Genomic DNA, 18,125 nt, shown 5'->3' on the forward strand with positions numbered 1-18,125 from the left:
AACCACCCTTATCTTTCGGTATTGTTCTTTCCTCTTATTAATTTTTCCATATAAAGAGGAAGGAACCCTCTTATTAAATACGATAAATTATTAATGAAAACACAAAGTCCATTTCAAATTTATCCCGCTATTTATGAGCAGTAAGACCCCCACTGATTAAATTTTCACTTTATTGACTCAGTAGAATACAACTTAGATTGTGATGGGAATAAAGTAAACACACACAAGACGATAGTAATAATTAACATTATTAATGACCCTACAATAACTACAAGTTGTATAGAAATGAACTGAGTCGCAACACCAGATAGTATTGTAATAAAGATTGTTACTAACGCAATAACAAGTCCATATATACTCCCGATCCGTCCCATTATATGAACGGGAACATTATTTTGGTAAAATGTATAAAATCCTGTATTTGCATATGCCATAGAGAAAGATAAAATAAAGAATCCAATAGCAGCTATTAAAAATACATTTGAAAAAGCATAAATTAAATAACCAATTGCGATGAATAATGATCCTATTCCAATTAGAAATGAAGGTGCTAATTTTTTTGACAAAATTGTATTTGTTATGGCACCTAAAATAAATCCTGCACCAGCTATACTAACTAGAAAACCATATTCACTATCTGTTAGTAGTAATACATCTTTCGCAAACGATAGTTCAAGTGAATCAGTAGCAGTTGCTAATACGAACATACTTTGAAATAAGAAATACACACATACGACATACACATGTTTTCTACTAAAATTTATAACAGTGTTCCAATCTTTTTTTAATACTGTAAGTGATAATGTATTACTAGTTGTATCCAAATCTTCTTTCTTATCAAGATTCGGTAAAAGTAATGTAATGAATCCTGATAAGAGAAATGCTATAGCATTCATATATATAGCAAACTCTGGTGTACTCGCAATTAATAAAACCCCCGCTATCGCTGGACCAATTAAAAATGCACCAGATCCAATTAAACTGCGTAATGAGTTGAAACGTTGTCTTTGCTCTACTGGAATTAATTTCGTCATATATGTCATAGCAGTTGGCTCATAAATTGCACTGGCCATACTTATAAAGAATACGAATACATAAACAATCCAAAGTGACGGAAGTAAAGGTAAAATAGCGATAAATAACGCACGATATATATCGAGGTGAATCATTAATTTCCGTTTATTTAAACGATCAATCATACTCCCAGACCAAGCGTTTGTAAATAAAGTGGCTAATGGTTTTATTACATATAAAGTAGCAACAGCTAAGGCTGAGCCACCCATATTATAGACAAGTACATTCAGTGCTATTAAGTAAATCCATGCCCCTAAATTCGCAATACCAACTCCGGACAATAGTAATAAAGGATATTTCCAATCTTTAAGTAAATTTTTCATTTTTGGCCCCCGCTTTCAAAATTGTTTTACAACAATAAAAAAATCCCACCCCCAAGACTTTTAATCTTAGGGACGAGATTTATCATCGCGGTGCCACCCTAGTTTGTTAATATGTCACCATACTAACCTTATCAGGTACTGCATTCTAATTCATGCTTATACCATAGCTCTATAACGGGAGCTCCCGTCACACCATCCCCTAATAATAGGTTCCGATGTGCTGCTCAGAGGCTTGGTTCAATAAAGAATTTTTACTCCTTTTCAGCTACATGGAGCTCTCTGTGAAAAATTCATTTTATTTACTCTTCTCTTCACTGCATTTATTTTTTCCATATTATCACATATAAATTTAACTGTAAATAAACAATAATCAGATATTTAACAACGTGTCACTGTTAGTTCTTTTATTTATTATTTTTTCTAAAAATTACGGTGCGTGAAATTACTCGCAACTCTAAAGAAAGAGCTATTTGCATATAGCTCTTTCCAAATGCCTGGATTAATTCGTATTCGCCTCTGTTAACGGTTGTAACGGCGGTTCTAATTCTAGTTCTAGTGTATCTCCTTCTTGTAAATCTTGTCCTTTTTCAATACTTTGACTCGTTACATAACCCGTACCAGAAGTTTTCAAATCTAATTTCAAAAGTTTAGAGAAATGCATAACATCACGCATGGACCACCCTTTTACATTTGGCATTTGTGCGTTATTCCCTAATAAAAATATACGATCACCTTCACTCATTACCTCGCCAGACTGTGGATATTGTTTTATTATTTTTCCTTCTCCTAAAATTACCGGCTGTAGCTTCTCTTTTTCTACACTTTTCTCTATTGTATCCATCGATTGATTTACATAATTTTGTACTTTTAATTGAGATTGTTTCGCTGCATCAGCTATTTGTTTTTCTGTATACGGTTTCACCTTTAAATATTCAAGGCTGTTTTTTATAACAGGTTTAAATATTTCAGCAAGAGGCTGAGCTCCATACTCATCTCCTTTTAACTTTGGCTGCTTAATAGCTAAGTATACGATTAACTCCGGATCGTCAATTGGAGCCATTCCTAAAAAGGAGAAAATGTAATTCTCTTTCCCTTCCATATATCGGCCATTTTCAGGATTCGGGATTTGTGCTGTTCCTGTCTTACCTCCAATTGGATAACCATCCACTTTATACATTGTACCAGTTCCTTTTGAAGATGTTATAACACGCTCCATTAAGCTTCTAACCTTGTCCGCTGTTTCTTTTTTTATCGGATTCCCAATTTCTTTCGGTTGATTTTCCATAATAACTTCTTTGTTTGTTGGATTTACAACTTTATCAACGATATATGGTTGCATCATTTTCCCGTCATTTGCTATAGCAGTAGCCGCTTGGATTAATTGAATCGGAGTTACTGTAGAACCTTGACCGAAAGAAGTTGTAACCTGTTGAATTTGTGTATTTAATAATAAAGTATTTTTCCTTTCTCCAGGTAAATCTATCCCTGTTTTTTGATTGAATCCAAATTTATTCATATATTGCTTAAATTTATTTGGTTTCAGTAACTGATCTTCTAAAATAGAAAAAGCTACGTTTGATGACCTTTCAAATCCTTCATCAAATGTAATTGATCCCCATCCAAATCCACCATTATGGTCTTTTATATCAGATGAACCAACGGAATATTTTCCAGATTGAAAATATTCTTTTCCGTTATATACACCTTCATTAATGGCAGCTGCTAATGTAAAAACTTTCATTGTTGAACCTGGTTCATATGCATTTGCAATCGGGTCATTTAAAAAGTATTCGATATCACCTACATTAGGATTGTAACTAGGTTTACTAGACATCGCTAAAACCTTTCCTGTTTTTGGATCAGCAATAATGCCAATTAACATAGAAGGATCATAATGTTCTTGCGCTTTGTTCATCGCTTCTTCTAAAAAACTATTAATTTGTTTATCAAGCGTTAAATATACGTTATTCCCATTTTTAGCTGGTTCTACTTTACCTATATCATTTGTAAGCGGAATTCCCCTTCGTGTACCCACATATTCTATATTTCCGTTTGTAGAGTGCAAATATTTATCCAAACTCTTTTCAAGCCCAAACTTCCCTTCCGTATTCCCTTTATCATCTGGTCTAGCAAAACCAAGTATATAGGATGCAAAGTCTTCATTCGGATACACTCTTGCTTTTTCCGACATAAAAGATACACCTGGTATTTTTAAATCATTAATTTTTTCCTTCTTTTCCCTAGATAAGTTCCGACCAATTTTCCCAATTTCAACTTGCGTACGCCCTTCATGAAAGTTTTTTAATACTTCTTCTTTATCAATTTCAAGCGCATCGGCTAATTGTTGTGCGGTTTCATCTTTATTTTTCACTTTATCTTTTCCTTTTAAATTCACAACAACTCGATACGTTGTAGAATCTTGTACTAACACCTTTCCGGTTTGATCATAGATAGTGCCACGATTCGCTTCTAAAACACCTTTTTTATTATGTTGTTCATTCGCGAGATCCTTTACATTCACATTATGCACGACTCCTACTGCCTGAATATAGAATATACGCAAAATCATAATAAGAAACAAAACAATAAAAGCAATCATCATATATCGAGCGCCTTTATTCGTTTGGAGTTTTTGCATACTTATCTCCTCTCTTTTGGAATGGATTCGTACGAAGATCCGTTTTAAAATTTGTAGTTTTTGTTTACGATACTATATGTTTCGAAGTTTTCTTTTTAATTCCTTTAAAACAATGCAAAACTAACTGTTGTTATTTTGTGTTATTATTTTATATATTTAAAATACGGTGCGTGAAATTTCAGAATATTAATTAGTACAACTTGATTACAGAGCACTCTAAACTCTTTTCGTATTTCCTATAAAAAAATTCCCCTCTGGATGTCCAAAGGGGAACTTTTTATAGGAAAATTATGCGATATGGTTATATTTCGCTAAGAAAGGAATTCGTCTCGCTACTAATGCATACATTTTGAATACAAGTTTCGCTATTGGTTCAAACATACGTGTACTTTGCATTACTAAAGCACTCGTAATAAGTGTTAAGAATGCTGCACCAAGTATATCTAAAGGATAATGAACACCTACGTACATACGTGATATACCGACTAGTACTGCCCATAATAGCGCGATATATTTCAGTTTTTCTCCTCTAAGAATAAATACGAAGGCGATTGAAAATACAAGTACAGAATGATCACTAACGAATGATGAATCTGCTGCATGTGGTACTAATTGATGTACATCATGTGATACGAACGGACGCGGATGGTAATATACCGCGTGTATAAGAACATTTACTAATAATGCAATAATAACCGAAAGCGTCGTATATAAAACTGTATATTGTTTTCTAATTGCCTTTTCTTTCTTTCCATTATTAAACCATAAGATAAACATAAATAGAACGGCTACGTATGCAGCGCTATTTGTAATAGCAATCATTAACGTATCTAATAGTTTGGATGAATCAGCAAAATTATTAAACCACTGAAATACTGTGTAATTCATTAAACTCTCTCCTTACATACAAGTGTTCTTGATTTACACAGTATACAATACCATTATGAAAATAGGCTTAAACTTTTTTCATCTAATTCTCATTTTACTATTACTCATGTGACAATTATTAAACAAATTTTATACGCTATTTATGTATAAAGCCGGTAAGCCTTTATAATAAGGCGGTTCGTATTTTTTTCATGTTTGAAATACATAACATATTCATTTAAATATACTAATTGCAAAATCATATTTTTTAATTCATTTGAAGTACAATATTTCCGAATTGTTCCCCATGTTCCATACGGCTTAGTGCTCGAATTGCTTCTTCTAACGAGTAAACCTTATCAATAATTGGTTTAATTTGATATTTTTCAATAAACTTTATCATCTCATTAAATTCCTCACGGCTACCCATGGATGTTCCCATAATATCAATTTGATTATAAAATAATGCGCGTAATGGTAATTCAATTTTATCTCCTGAGCTTGCACCAAAATTCACGATTCTTCCATTTGGTTTTAATACATCAAAATATTTCAAGAAAGTTGCCGGCCCGATACTATCTATTATTAAATCTACTTTTTCACCTTGTAAGCTCTCTTCCCAATTTCCGGTACTATTAAAAGAAATATCTGCACCATATTTTTCAGCAAGTTCCCTTTTATTCTCTACCCTTGAAGTAACACTCACTTTTGCGCCGATTGCTTTCGCGAATAACATGGCAAATGTAGCTACACCACCTCCTATTCCCGGAATTAAAACATGTTCACCGCACTTCAATCTACCCTTTGTAAAAAGTGCTCTATATGCAGTTAATGCAGATAAAGATAAAACACCTGATTCTTCCCAAGTAAGATATGACGGCTTTTCTACTACATTTTCAGCTGGTACAATTACATATTCAGCAAACGTTCCATCTTTCGGCCCACCTAGTACTTCCGGTAACTCCGGTACTTCAGTAGCATGTTCCCATCCAATACTAGGATTAATAATAACTTCTGTATGTAGTGTAATATTTGAAACTCCTTCTCCTATTTCTGTAACAATTCCTGAGCCATCTGAACCTATTACTAATGGTAGATCCATTTCTTTTCTATTGTTTATAATAAATAAATCCCTATGATTTAACCCTGCAGCTTTTAACTTTATTTTTACTTCACCTGCATTAGGACTTATCTCAGGTGAAAATTTATATTCTAACCCCTCTAATCCTTTTTCATATTGATGTACAATAGCTTTCATTGCTTAATTCCCCCTTAATATTTCCAATGTACTAGAAATATCAAAATAAATAAAATAGTTTGCCTCCAATAATTAGAAATTATATATTTTGTTATGAAAAAAATCCCCTCCCTATAAAAAGTATAGGAAGAGGTTTCAAAACTAGTTAGATCAGAATCTATAAATTCATTGAGTTCTAGCCAATTCTAATATTTTTCGAATAAACGGCGCTTTTGCCTTTGTATATGAAACACGATCAAAAGCATATGTAATAGCAAGCCTCTCTTTTAATTCTCTATATTCTTTACGTGCCCATTCATTGCTTATTAGAAAGTCACGAAATAAAATATTGTTTCTCCACTCGTCACTATTATAAATATAAACATGCAAATGATGAGTACCTGCTCTCCACTTTCCTTTTCTAAAAAAACGCCAATTCGTTGCATCTTTTGGAACATACTCATATTCAATTTCCGATAGAACTTCAATCCACTTTTCAGTTATTTGCAATTCTGTTACGCCAATCATCATATCAATAAGAGGTTTAGCTCCTAATCCTTCTACTGCTGTGCTTCCTATATGTTCAACAGCAATTATTTCTTGTCCTAACAAGGAACAGAATTTCTCTTTTTCTTTTATATACTCTTCAACCCATTCTTTTTGATACGGTTTAATAACAATTTGTTGATCCATTGTATTCACCTCTCTATAAACATTTATCATCATATTTATAAATTTTTATATTATTAGCATAGGATTTCCATAAAATATGTCGAATAGTGGAATGTACAACTTAATTATATTAAATGTGAGGTAATCTATGAAAGATAATTCCGTAGAAATTCAGTTAAATAACGTAACATTCCAATTAAAAGAATATCATAATTTTGATTGGCTTATTAAATTAGGGACCGTATTTGCAGTTTTTGACCAACAAGATTCAGGTAATATAAGTTTTGGTGTAGAAAAAGATGGGCATAAGAAATTTATCAAATACGCAGGAGCACAAACAATTGCATATGAAGGAACAACGGGTGATGCTATTGAAAGGCTAAAAAATTCAGTTACTATCTATGAAGATTTAAAGCATAAATCGCTCATAAGATTAATTGATCATTTTCCAGTTCAATCTGGATATGTATTAATTTTCGATTGGTTTGATGGTGAGTGTCTTCATTCGCATTGGCGTTTCCCATCTCCTGAAAAATATAAAAATCCAAACTCACCATTTTATAAATTTAGACATTTATCTGCTATAGAACGAATTCATTCCTTACATTCCATTTTTTCTTTCCATACTTATATAGAAAAGAAAAACTATGTAGCATTAGATTTTTATGACGGTAGTATTTTATATAATTTTAATACAAACGAGACTAAAATTTGTGATATAGATTTATACAGTAAGAAACCTTACATAAATAAAATGGGTCGGCTATGGGGTTCCTCCCGTTTTATGTCACCAGAGGAATTTGAACTAAACGCAACAATTGATGAAAGAACAAATGTATTTAATATGGGAGCAATGGCTTTCTCACTTTTAGGCGGTGAAAAAGATCGTTCCTTTATAAAATGGGAAGCAAGTAAGGAATTATATGAGGTAGCGTATCGTGCTGTAAGTGACAATCGGGCAGAACGGTATGCATCAGTTATAGAATTCTACGAAGCGTGGTTAAAAGCAGCTAACGCAGAAAAGATATAACCCTAAATTATTAAAAGAAATATAGAGTTTATACTATTATCATGTATATTAAAAATGGTTTTATGAACGTTTCGTACTAATTACAACTCGAGTTAATGACTATAACATGAATAGAGTTAATAATGATGTGAGAACTCGAAATGTAAATACGACAAATGATTTAAATGATAATCAGAATAAAAATAATAATTGGGCTTGGCTTGGTTTATTGGGACTACTAGGATTATTTGGTCTTAGAAAAAAAGACAAAGATCCAGAAACATGTTAATGTAGAACATTGTATTTAATTTTAAAAGATATTTATTTATCAAAAGAATGCAAAATGAATCGCCTTTAATAAGGCGATTTTTTATTTTTTAAAATCAATAACAATCACAAAAAACGGATGCAATTAATCGGAAACAATGAATTTCTTAACTTAATAGTAATAGAGCATTACATCTATTGGACAAACTACGCTCCTTTTTTATACCTTTTCTTCACTTACCCATATCTTATATTTTGTGTAACTAATTTAAATGCTACAGCCCTGGATATTCATAGCTTCATAACACTTCCTCTTTTGAGTTACACAACACATTAAAAATGAGTAACTGTATAGAATGGGGTAGAATAACATAGTCATCAAGTTAAAAGTTTAATGTACCAACAATTAGGAAGCTTTGTATGTTAGAGAATTTCAACCTAAAAAAGTCGGATTCCTATACGTTAAGTAAAGTGAATAAAGTCTGTTACACTCTCTTCTTTAGGAACGTTTCCATAATATCCTTCTTGAACCATTCATAATCAAACTGAAAAGCTACATTATGCGTTTTATAGCCTGGATTAGTAACAAAACGAAAGTCTGCAATGCTTTGACCAAATCCTTCCCCTTGATCAGGAATTACTTTAATGGGTACCCTTGAAAGACTAACAGCCTCTTGATTCAGCAAATACCACACCGTTACAAAATCATGCATAGGACTTCCACTTATACCAGGATTAGACTTGGAGTAGAAATTATAATAATAATCTAACATAGGTTTGATGATGAGTCCTGCAAGATCCTGTGTATTCCGATGAAATGCATCAATTTGTTGGACCATTTCGGGTGTAACAATCGCATGTTGAGTCACATTTAAAGGAATAATCGTCAAGTTCTTTGCATGCTGTAAAATTAAGTTTGCTGCATAAGGATCTGCGTAAAAATTAGCTTCAGCCACAGCAGTTACGTTACCTGGATAGAAAAAAGCTCCCCCCATGCAAATGCATTCTCTTACATTTCGCATTGTTTCTAAATTTAATACAAAAGTCGTAGCTAGCGAAGAAAGTCTTCCTAAATTGATAATGGTAAGATCTTCTAAATTTGATTCTATAATTTGATAAATATCATTTAAAGGATAAACTGGATATGAAATTTCAGGTGGAATAATAGGTCCTAATCCAACTTTTCCATGTACCTCAGGGAAATACTGAATTAATATACCTGTCAACGGTACAGAAGCACCAAGGAATACAGGTATTTCTTCTCTTCCCGCAATGTACTTTAAATAGTTTATATTTCTTATTACATTTTCTCTTGATACATTTCCATAATCGGCCACAATTCCTACAAGTTGAATGTCTTTACGAAAAAAGATGTACAGTATAGCAAAGGCATCATCAATCCCTAAATCTGTAAACAGGAGAACCTTTTTTTGCATATCTCTTCCTCCAAAAAATTTATAGAATTCTACTTTCACCAATGATGTAGTGATTAGACTACGCTTGTATATATTTTTTTTATGTATTCTTAAAGAAGGGATTCTATTCACTTGAAATAGCTTTGCTCATCTAAATTTGATTTTATGTTCTTAAGTCGTTTGGTCTATTGGGAAGTATTTTAAATCCAAAGTCTCAATACCATCTACAGTAAGTTCTCCACCAATTGGCTTACATTGAAAACAATGAGTGATAGTCTGAGCTTTATCTCCGTTCGGAAACTCACCAGAATATTTAGAATAGACACCTATAAGATGTTCAACTTCAACATTTAATCCTGTCTCCTCAAATATTTCTCGTTTAGCGGTTTCTTCAAGAGATTCTCCAAGTTCCATAGCACCACCTGGAAGACCCCATTCATTTCTATCTCCCCGTTTTTGTAAAAGAATTTCATTTCGTTCGTTATAAACAATACCTCCAGCAAAATTAAGAAATATTAAATCATGCCCTACTTTTCCCCGGATATAACGAATGTAGTCCTTATTTGATTTCTTAAAACAATTTTATCGCAGTTCTAAAAATTGGTGTCCTCTAGTTTTCTAGCCGGACTATATTCTATTTTCAAGCCCATTTCTATCTCCCCATGAATAAAACTCAATGTTCTGTTTATACTACAACTACATCTAGAGACACATCACTGTTTAGAGCGGCTAGGTTTTGTTAGCTGCTCTTTTGTGTTTTACACAAATAAAATCAATAACTCAGCATATAATATCTATGTAGCTAGACTATTACCTCTGTATCGAGCAGTTAGGCTGGGCTAAATGCTCTTTTATTTATGACAAAATAAAACTTTTAAACAAAATTACTTTCGTATAACATTTTCAATCTCGCTTACACTATAACTGTAACTTTAAATTACACATCTATTACTTGTAGGGCCTAATTTTCTTTTGTGGAACAGGTGGTTAGCTCATAAAGTTAACCACTTTGTTGCGTTAAATATTTTTTATTTCTCAATACTTAATACCTGGAATTAATTCTAATTTATTGGTATTAAGTATTGACATTGATTTTCCTCATATGCAATTTTTGAAAAGGCCTTTTCTCTCATATCAGGCTCTTTTATTTATTAAAAAAAGATTATTTTATATAGATTACTATAAGCATCCATAAAGCCAAAGCACCAATGATAGCGAGTACTATACGTGTTGATAGTATCCTTACTTCAAAGTCTGTTTTCTTGGAGGGTTCAGGATATGCAATTATGTAAATTCCCTTTAATAATGCAAGCCATGCAATAACCGTTAGGAATCCCTGCCAGTTGAATACCCATACATTATGTAGAATTACAGTACCTAATCCTAGGAAAATCGATAGAAAACCATACATAATACCAAATCCTCTGTCTTCAACCACTAATTTTTTTAAGTCACGTAGCACAGATGGACGGACGAAAAGTATTCCCGATACGATAACCGTCATCCATCCCCAGAACAGCCCTAAAAAAGTACTAGTTTCCATTATTATTTCACTCCCCTCAATTATATTTATATTTCAGATATTCCTTCCTTTAGAACAATTCCAGCACTTTTCACATTTACAATAACTAAATATCCCCATCTTACCAGTTTTAAAATCTTCATTGTCATGACTATTAATAAGTTTATATCTTTGTATACATTTAGGTTATTTTAATTTACCCAACCAATTTCCTAATATAAATTAATTCCTTTCCTCTCGAAGATATTCTTTCTATTCCCACCCTCTTAAGGATACCTTAGAAAATATTTCTAATTATTGTAACGTGGTAGCTTGTTTTTCTTTAAACAAAAGGCTTATTTTGTTTAAAAATTCATTCCAATTTATAACCACTATATTTTTCCCTATATTTTCTATTACAATTTAATAGAAATATTTTGATAACAAAGGAGCAACCTATGAAGCATAATATAAATCTATGGTCTTTTATTTTTTCATTCATTTGCATTGCTTTTTTTCTTATATATCTTGAAATATGCACACCTGAAATGAATGCGTCGTTTATAAATATCGTTTATTTTCACCCTTTATTTTTTGTACTCATTTTTTCAATAGGAACTTTTTTTGCTGGTATTAAAGGCTTCTCTAAAGCAGGTAATTGGATAGCAATGCTTAGAAGCATAGTAACAGTTCTGCTAACATTGTTATTATCAGTGTTTTTAACACTAACTTTAATCGTTGGTTATGCATTAAGTTAAATGTAATTCTTCACGAATAAAACTAAATATTACGTCAATACTATATATGACATTAGATTTTCTCCTTGTTCCCCCTTGGAGATGAGCAGTTAGCTTTTGTTAACTACTCTTATTTTCTACAATTGGTTTCATTTACCTGATGTATTTAACATAATATTAAGTTACGATATAAACGCATAAAATATATTTGGCTGTTATACCATTACCCTAGGAAACTAGGGTTTTTATTTCTATAAAATGAAATTTTTATTGTAATTACTCACCTATAGTTTTATATTTTTCAAACATTCCATTCTTCCGGAGAGTATTTACTAGCTGCCTTATCGTTAATTCCGTTCTTCCTAATGCTAAAGCAATTTCCTTCACCTTTCCGAATCCATAATACTTATATATGTAGGCTAATCCTTTCGTTGTATACGGCTTCTTATGATTCGGATGGTAATCGGGATGATACTTCATTCGGCCCTGCGCATCATATTGAACTTCCACCTTGATCACTTTCCTTTCAAATGAAGTTTTTATTAAGCTACTTGATAAGCTTTACAAACCCATGATTCATCTTCGTCTGCATCAATCCGCAAAGAATATTTCTACCTTCAATTTCAAATCATTCTTCATTACGGCCGTCGCCTCAAATACTCCGCTTATATGATCAAATTTCTTGATATCCTCGTCCTCTAACATTCCGAATTCTTCTGGGAGACTATCGTAGAATTTTTCTACTGCATTTTCTAAATCATACTGACTTTTATATGTTTGTTCGTGAATTAACTGGACCTCCATTTTCATCCTCCTTTTCTAATAAAATAGCGTTTTTGTTTAGTTTCACTCTAAAAGTAAAATTTTCATTTTTTCATTCAACCAAGTTCATAACATATTCTTTTCCCCCGATAAAATAATGATTAGGTGTCCCATGCGCATTTTATTCATTGGAAATAATACCTTTCACGTACTTACGTATTAGAAACTTCATTTCTGCTTCTTCTCCACTAGCAATTTTGTTCACTTTTTTGATACATTTATGAAACATTCACATGTTATCTTCAATATGTTCTATTCTTTTTGAAAAACCATGTGAGAATACCAAAATAAGAAGCCCTAGAGCCCTAACTCTAGGGCTTCTTGTTTTCAAATAAGGATTTTGCTAAAAAACTACACATTTATTAAGAACATGCATAAAATATAATGTGGTATTCTTTTTCAATATTAATGTTTATCCGAGAGCGCCTTGAATGGCGCTCTTTAATTTCCAAATAAAATTTTTAGATAATTACGAGAGCGGATTTTATTATGTTGTACAAGCACTACTTCACTTTATTAAATAGACTATATAGATATTTAAAAGAAGGGAGCTTTAAATTCATATGGCTGATTACTTTTATAAAGATGGTAAAAAATATTATAAAAACCAATCACATTCCAACAATCAAAAAAATAACTGTTTTATTGAAACTCATACGATAGCTGGTTCTGCAGAAAATGAAAATGGAAATATACCTGTGTCAGTTTTCCTTGAAACCACCGCTCCACAAACTGTATTTGAGGATTTTACAAACAATCATAACAAAACATTAATTCAGTTATTCGTTGTCGGTATGAGTGCACCCGTTCAAGTAACTATTCTAACAAGAAGATCTAGCGTACCAATTACTACTACATTACAACCTGTTCAAACAAAAATATTTCAAGTTGAAGATTTTCAAAGTCTTACTCTTACAAAGCAGGAAGGTTCTACTAGTGTAGTTAGTTTATTTGTTCAAAAAACATTTTGTATATGCTGTAACGATAATAACGATTCATGTGATGAATATTACCAAGAATGTAATTGATAGATTAAATCACCAGAAAAACCCTTTATATAAAGGGTTCTTTTCCTTATACTCCCCTCATTTTCCCGTTTTTTATTAAAATAACGATTTTATTATGTTTCCTAACTTACAGTAATGTCCTTAAAAAACATTCATATATATTTATCAGATGCACTTTTAAATCCCAGAGTATCAAATACTTTTAAGAGTTGACTGACCAATAATATTCGACTTATCTTTAAAAACTTATTAAAAATAACTTAGATACAAAAAAGCTACGTTTTATATAGGATAAAAAATTATCTTAAGTAAAGGAGCTTGATTATTTGTGAATTATCAAAACGATAACAACTCTAACATTCACAAACCTTGTTCTTGTCCATCTCCCACGGCTAACAGTTTAAATGTTGTTCAAACTACCCCATCAATAGTTTCTGTAAACTCTGCGATTCCACTAGATACTGTGGTAAATTCTAATGGCACGGCAATCTCATTCACACCACCAACAACTGTTTTACTTGAAGGTGGAAGAACCTATTTGGCAATCTATGAAGTGCAAGTTATCATTCAACCAGGAGGTAATTCGGCAGGTATCACTATGTATCTGAATAATAATCCAATCATTGGATCAGGTACTTCTCTAGGATATACAGCCGGATTCACTTCTGTATCAGCCCCCGCAATTTTCACTACACCTCCAGGTATAACAAGTACTCTTACTGTTAATGTAGGACCATATTCTAATACATTAAATACGTTGGGCTTAACTCTTGCTGTTGTAGCATTGACATAATAAAATGTAAAACTCTCTACAATGATTTTCTTTGTCCTTTAACTGTTTTTTGGGCTAGCCTCTAGGAACTCAACATAACTACATATAGAAAAAGAACATTATTTGGTTCGATAGTACTAGGTGACTCGGCTAGCACAATTGCTGAGTCACCTATTTATCTATAACAAAATAAAGCATTTGTTTAATTTATTACTTGTTCTTTTTAATGCATTATTCTATTACAATTCATTTTCATGTTATAATTACCAACAGTACATATTTTAATAGGCACAACAAATCTCATAAATATAGGAGGACCTTAATGATCCTAACTCAAGAAAAGAACATAAAATTAATTATGCATTTTCTTACATTATTATCTTTTTTTATTCTTATTTTCTTTAGTGTCACAATTTTTTATATACCTTTGGTTTTCTATTTTGTATGTAAATCACAAAACATTCGGAAAAATATTCTTGAAGCTGTTTTTTTTCAACTATTCATTTGGATAATTACAGTGATTTGGAATCTTTTCATAATAAGAATCTTAATGCTATTTTGGTCTAATTTAGACTTGGCTTCAAATAACGCTTTGATTATTTTCGGGGTAGCTTCTTTATATCTAATACTGTTTCTCTTGTTAATTTTTGGACCTATAAAAGGAATTTTATATGTGCTACAAGAAAAAGACTTTCATTATCCTATTATTTCTAAATGGATTAACAAATAAAAATACGTGTAGAAGAATTCAGAGTTTCACTGAATTCTTTTTTTATGGATCTTTTAAAATCTTTTACATCTTCCTTCATTCCTTCTTTTTAATAAACTTCAACTTTTATTACAATAACGCTTTTTTTAAATACAATCGTTTTTCTATAAACTTTGTAACCTTCATTTCCTTTCCTATGATGGCGACAAATACTGTGATTGATACAATTTCTGTTGGTTTATCCCCTGATCAAGTAACTATCATACCTGATGGCACTCGAGCATATGTTACAAATCAAGCTAGTAATACTGTTTCCGTTATTGATATTGCTACGAATACTGTTATCACTAATATCCCAGTAGGTGTCGCTCCAACCGGAATAGCTACTGGAACTATTTGTGAATAAAATAAATAAATAAATAAATAAATGAAAGCCACAGATAGTTTTTATTAACATTGATAGTATGTGATATTCTTTCTTTAACTACGTTCAAACAACCAGGATAAACCTCTATATTCTGTTAATATTCTTTTCTGTTTTGTCTTACAGAACCTGCCGAGCTGCTAGCTGTTGTTAGCTGCTCTCTTTCTATAAAATCCAAATCAAATACCAATCAATTTACTGAAATTGATTTTTTTGGAATTACATGATAATATTTACCTATAAAATTATTACCCTTATACAAAGAGCTATGAGCCTTTCCACTCATGGCTCTTTTTTATTACGATTTTCACTTCACATCTACACGATCAACTTTACCGTTTATCCAAACCGCGACTTGCTCACCAAATCCACTCATTGGTGGATTGACTACTGTTACATTTCCGCCCTTCACTATTAAAAGTTTGTTGCTACCAACATCAATTTCTACTTTTTTCAAATGTCCATCTCCCTTTTACTATCGCATGTACTCGACAACATCAGTTTTAAAGCCACTTCCCAAATAAACCCTTACTGGAATTACTACACGACCTAGCTCGTCCACTTTTCTTGCAACACCTGTTTTTTCATAGCTTACTCTCCTTTAGTATTTTTATATTTATTTAGAATCTCATCCAAACGTTTCTAATTACGAATGGTTTCTGCTTATCAAGATTTAGATTTAATTAATTGTAATAAATCGGTTGGGGGGTTATACAGAAATGCTTTCAGGGAAATTTTTATAAAGAAATAAAAAATGCAGCAGTGAAAAAAATTAAAACTCATAATTTAAGACATACACACGCAACTATACTATTGAAACAAGGAGTTAACCCTAAAATTATCAGTGAGAGATTAGGTCATACTGACATTTCATTAACTCTTAGTATTTATTCTCATGTTTTACCGAACATACAGGAAGAAGGAGTAAAAAATTTTGGTAAAAGTATCATTGGATAGTTAACGTTTGCAAACTGTTTGTATTTTATAACAAAAAGCCAAACAAATCTTGTATTAACAAGGTTTATTCACTTTAACATATGTTATCATGTATAATACATATGTTAAGTAAATTTTGAATAACGAGGCAAATATTATGGACTTTGTTTATATTAATCAAAACGTATTAAATAATCTTCTATACATTTTATGTAGTATATTTGTTTTTTATTTCATATATGATAGCAGGCATTATTTGAAAAAATACAAAATATTACTGATTACCCTTTGTTCTAGTATCCCGCTTATTTTATGTATGCGATACCCTATCTATATGGATGAAAGTTGTATTCATGATTTAAGACAAATTCCGGTCATAATAGGTACGCTTTATGGTGGATTTCCTGTCGGTATCATATTGTTTACAATTTTATTAATTACAAGATTTATATTTTATGGCTTTAATATGCTGACAGTCGTTGTTTACGGAATAATGTTCATCGTTACAGCACTCGCATCTTCAAAATTTAATACATATAATAGAAAACTTAAAGTAGCTTTTTCCATGTTTTTAACCTTTTTCCTAGCAATATTTACAACTTTAATTGTATTAACTTTATCAGATTTTGAAGTGAATAATTTGTATATTATTTATTTCATGGTATTACCGACTACTTTAATGTTATTTATTGTTTATATAAATGAAGTTATAAAGGATGCTGTATTAATGCGCTCTAAATTAATTAAAATGGAAAAAATGGAGATTGTTAGCCAACTCGCTGCAAGTATATCGCACGAAGTAAGGAATCCCTTAACGGTTGTAAAAGGGTTTACACAGCTTTTAAAAACACAAAATTTAACTCCTGAATCAAGAGACGAATATATTAAACATATACTTGAAGAGTTAAATCGTGCCCAAGAAATTATCGATGATTACTTAACGTTTGCCAAACCTGCTCCAGAAAAATTAGATCAAATTTCAGTAAAACAAGAGTTAAATCGAGTTATTAATATGATATTGCCATTGTGTAATATGAATACGATACATATTACACAGGATTTTTCTGAGGCAACCATTGTTGGTAATAAACAGCACTTTCAACAATGTTTTTTAAACTTAATAAAAAACAGTATTGAAGCAATGCCTAATGGTGGTACCTTAAATATTTCCTCATCTATCAATAATAGTAAAGTTGAAATACGAATTGAAGATAGCGGAGTTGGAATGTCACAGGAGCAAATACATCGATTCGGTGAACCGTATTTTAGTACAAAAACAAAAGGAACTGGTTTAGGTACAATGGTTGCTGTTAAGATTATTGAGACGATGCATGGAAGTTTAAAAATCCGAAGTATCGTTAGTAAAGGAACGACTTTAACGATTACGTTCCCGAAATATAGTGAGAATACGCATTTAAACAAATAAAAAAGGAGCATAGTTGCTCCTTTTTTATTTGTTTCGATACATAAGTATCTTCAATGTTTTTTTAGTTTACATTTGTGAAGACTAATTAAAAATTAGTATCCTCCGCCCCAGCAGCTGCATCCTACAATTATTAATAGAATGAATAACACAACTAGTAAAGCGAAACCTCCACCAAAACCACAAGAACCACCGTAACTCATATTTTCTCCTCCTTTTGGTTTGAAAACTAATAGGTAGTTGATCATTTTAACTGGTTCGTATTATACATTATGTATATATCCCTTTTTTG

At 31.6% G+C, this 18,125-nt stretch carries 16 protein-coding genes, 5 pseudogenes and 1 other annotated feature; of the genes and pseudogenes, 9 read left to right on the forward strand and 12 right to left on the reverse strand.

Annotated elements, in window-relative coordinates; genetic code table 11:
* Positions 1-164: 164 nt before the first annotated feature.
* The 5 genes from ACTFSL_RS05805 to ACTFSL_RS05825 form a co-directional block, all read right to left on the reverse strand.
* Positions 165-1,397, reverse strand: a complete 1,233-nt coding sequence (locus tag ACTFSL_RS05805) for an MFS transporter (protein WP_440041348.1) — start codon at positions 1,395-1,397, stop codon at positions 165-167.
* 65 nt (positions 1,398-1,462) lie between these two features.
* Positions 1,463-1,721 (reverse strand) — a binding site (T-box leader).
* Between the two features lie 175 nt (positions 1,722-1,896).
* The gene (locus tag ACTFSL_RS05810) at positions 1,897-4,035 is read right to left on the reverse strand and encodes a penicillin-binding protein (RefSeq protein ID WP_001170943.1); all 2,139 of its coding nucleotides are present in this window, start codon (positions 4,033-4,035) and stop codon (positions 1,897-1,899) included.
* Positions 4,036-4,323: 288 nt separating this feature from the next.
* Positions 4,324-4,923, reverse strand: coding sequence for an undecaprenyl-diphosphatase (locus ACTFSL_RS05815; RefSeq protein WP_001110124.1), 600 nt, complete (start codon positions 4,921-4,923; stop codon positions 4,324-4,326).
* A gap of 247 nt (positions 4,924-5,170) precedes the next feature.
* Positions 5,171-6,160, reverse strand: a complete 990-nt coding sequence (locus tag ACTFSL_RS05820) for a zinc-binding dehydrogenase (protein ID WP_000644512.1) — start codon at positions 6,158-6,160, stop codon at positions 5,171-5,173.
* A gap of 165 nt (positions 6,161-6,325) precedes the next feature.
* The gene (locus tag ACTFSL_RS05825; protein WP_440041350.1) at positions 6,326-6,832 is read right to left on the reverse strand and encodes a GrpB family protein; all 507 of its coding nucleotides are present in this window, start codon (positions 6,830-6,832) and stop codon (positions 6,326-6,328) included.
* A gap of 127 nt (positions 6,833-6,959) precedes the next feature.
* On the opposite strand from ACTFSL_RS05825, the gene ACTFSL_RS05830 reads away from it, so the two are divergent.
* On the forward strand, positions 6,960-7,841 hold the full coding sequence (locus ACTFSL_RS05830; protein WP_000654539.1) for a protein kinase domain-containing protein: 882 nt from the start codon (positions 6,960-6,962) through the stop codon (positions 7,839-7,841).
* A gap of 79 nt (positions 7,842-7,920) precedes the next feature.
* A pseudogene (locus ACTFSL_RS05835) lies at positions 7,921-8,109 on the forward strand (WGxxGxxG family protein); the annotation flags it as partial.
* Positions 8,110-8,572: 463 nt separating this feature from the next.
* Here the strand turns inward: ACTFSL_RS05835 and ACTFSL_RS05840 are convergent.
* The 3 genes and pseudogenes from ACTFSL_RS05840 to ACTFSL_RS05850 form a co-directional block, all read right to left on the reverse strand.
* Positions 8,573-9,523 carry a nucleoside hydrolase gene (locus ACTFSL_RS05840; RefSeq protein ID WP_001170283.1) on the reverse strand — a complete coding sequence of 317 codons (951 nt, stop codon included), beginning with the start codon at positions 9,521-9,523 and terminating at the stop codon, positions 8,573-8,575.
* A 159-nt stretch (positions 9,524-9,682) separates the two neighbouring features.
* Positions 9,683-10,054 (reverse strand): annotated as a pseudogene (locus tag ACTFSL_RS05845) (NUDIX hydrolase); the annotation flags it as partial.
* A 610-nt stretch (positions 10,055-10,664) separates the two neighbouring features.
* On the reverse strand, positions 10,665-11,045 hold the full coding sequence (locus ACTFSL_RS05850; protein WP_000450247.1) for a hypothetical protein: 381 nt from the start codon (positions 11,043-11,045) through the stop codon (positions 10,665-10,667).
* A gap of 416 nt (positions 11,046-11,461) precedes the next feature.
* Between ACTFSL_RS05850 and ACTFSL_RS05855 the strand changes: the two genes are divergently transcribed.
* Positions 11,462-11,761 carry a hypothetical protein gene (locus tag ACTFSL_RS05855; RefSeq protein WP_025710268.1) on the forward strand — a complete coding sequence of 100 codons (300 nt, stop codon included), beginning with the start codon at positions 11,462-11,464 and terminating at the stop codon, positions 11,759-11,761.
* Between the two features lie 255 nt (positions 11,762-12,016).
* On the opposite strand, the gene ACTFSL_RS05860 is transcribed toward ACTFSL_RS05855, so the two are convergent.
* The gene (locus ACTFSL_RS05860; protein WP_119683464.1) at positions 12,017-12,250 is read right to left on the reverse strand and encodes a DNA-entry nuclease; all 234 of its coding nucleotides are present in this window, start codon (positions 12,248-12,250) and stop codon (positions 12,017-12,019) included.
* A gap of 32 nt (positions 12,251-12,282) precedes the next feature.
* Positions 12,283-12,544, reverse strand: a pseudogene (locus ACTFSL_RS05865) (hypothetical protein).
* Positions 12,545-13,125: 581 nt separating this feature from the next.
* On the opposite strand from ACTFSL_RS05865, the gene ACTFSL_RS05870 reads away from it, so the two are divergent.
* The 4 genes and pseudogenes from ACTFSL_RS05870 to ACTFSL_RS05885 all read left to right on the forward strand — a co-directional run.
* Positions 13,126-13,590, forward strand: coding sequence for a hypothetical protein (locus ACTFSL_RS05870; RefSeq protein ID WP_000796393.1), 465 nt, complete (start codon positions 13,126-13,128; stop codon positions 13,588-13,590).
* A gap of 307 nt (positions 13,591-13,897) precedes the next feature.
* Entirely contained in the window at positions 13,898-14,362 is a 465-nt protein-coding gene (locus ACTFSL_RS05875; RefSeq protein WP_001109242.1) for a hypothetical protein, read from the forward strand.
* A 301-nt stretch (positions 14,363-14,663) separates the two neighbouring features.
* A complete protein-coding gene (locus ACTFSL_RS05880) occupies positions 14,664-15,071 on the forward strand; it encodes a DUF4870 domain-containing protein (RefSeq protein ID WP_065228914.1) in 408 nt (135 codons plus the stop codon).
* A 175-nt stretch (positions 15,072-15,246) separates the two neighbouring features.
* Positions 15,247-15,456, forward strand: a pseudogene (locus tag ACTFSL_RS05885) (YncE family protein); the annotation flags it as partial.
* A 325-nt stretch (positions 15,457-15,781) separates the two neighbouring features.
* Here the strand turns inward: ACTFSL_RS05885 and ACTFSL_RS05890 are convergent.
* On the reverse strand, positions 15,782-15,931 hold the full coding sequence (locus tag ACTFSL_RS05890) for a DUF3954 domain-containing protein (protein WP_000754941.1): 150 nt from the start codon (positions 15,929-15,931) through the stop codon (positions 15,782-15,784).
* Positions 15,932-16,120: 189 nt separating this feature from the next.
* Between ACTFSL_RS05890 and ACTFSL_RS05895 the strand changes: the two are divergent.
* Positions 16,121-16,431, forward strand: a pseudogene (locus ACTFSL_RS05895) (tyrosine-type recombinase/integrase); the annotation flags it as partial.
* A gap of 136 nt (positions 16,432-16,567) precedes the next feature.
* Positions 16,568-17,836 (forward strand): LytS/YhcK type 5TM receptor domain-containing protein, encoded by a 1,269-nt coding sequence (locus tag ACTFSL_RS05900; protein ID WP_440041354.1) that lies wholly within the window; start codon positions 16,568-16,570, stop codon positions 17,834-17,836.
* Positions 17,837-17,928: 92 nt separating this feature from the next.
* On the opposite strand, the gene ACTFSL_RS05905 is transcribed toward ACTFSL_RS05900, so the two are convergent.
* A complete protein-coding gene (locus tag ACTFSL_RS05905; protein WP_000120182.1) occupies positions 17,929-18,036 on the reverse strand; it encodes a YjcZ family sporulation protein in 108 nt (35 codons plus the stop codon).
* Between the last annotated feature and the right edge of the window lie 89 nt (positions 18,037-18,125).

The organism is Bacillus cereus group sp. MYBK108-1 (genome assembly GCF_051917185.1).
Taxonomy (GTDB): Bacteria; Bacillota; Bacilli; order Bacillales; family Bacillaceae_G; genus Bacillus_A; species Bacillus_A cereus.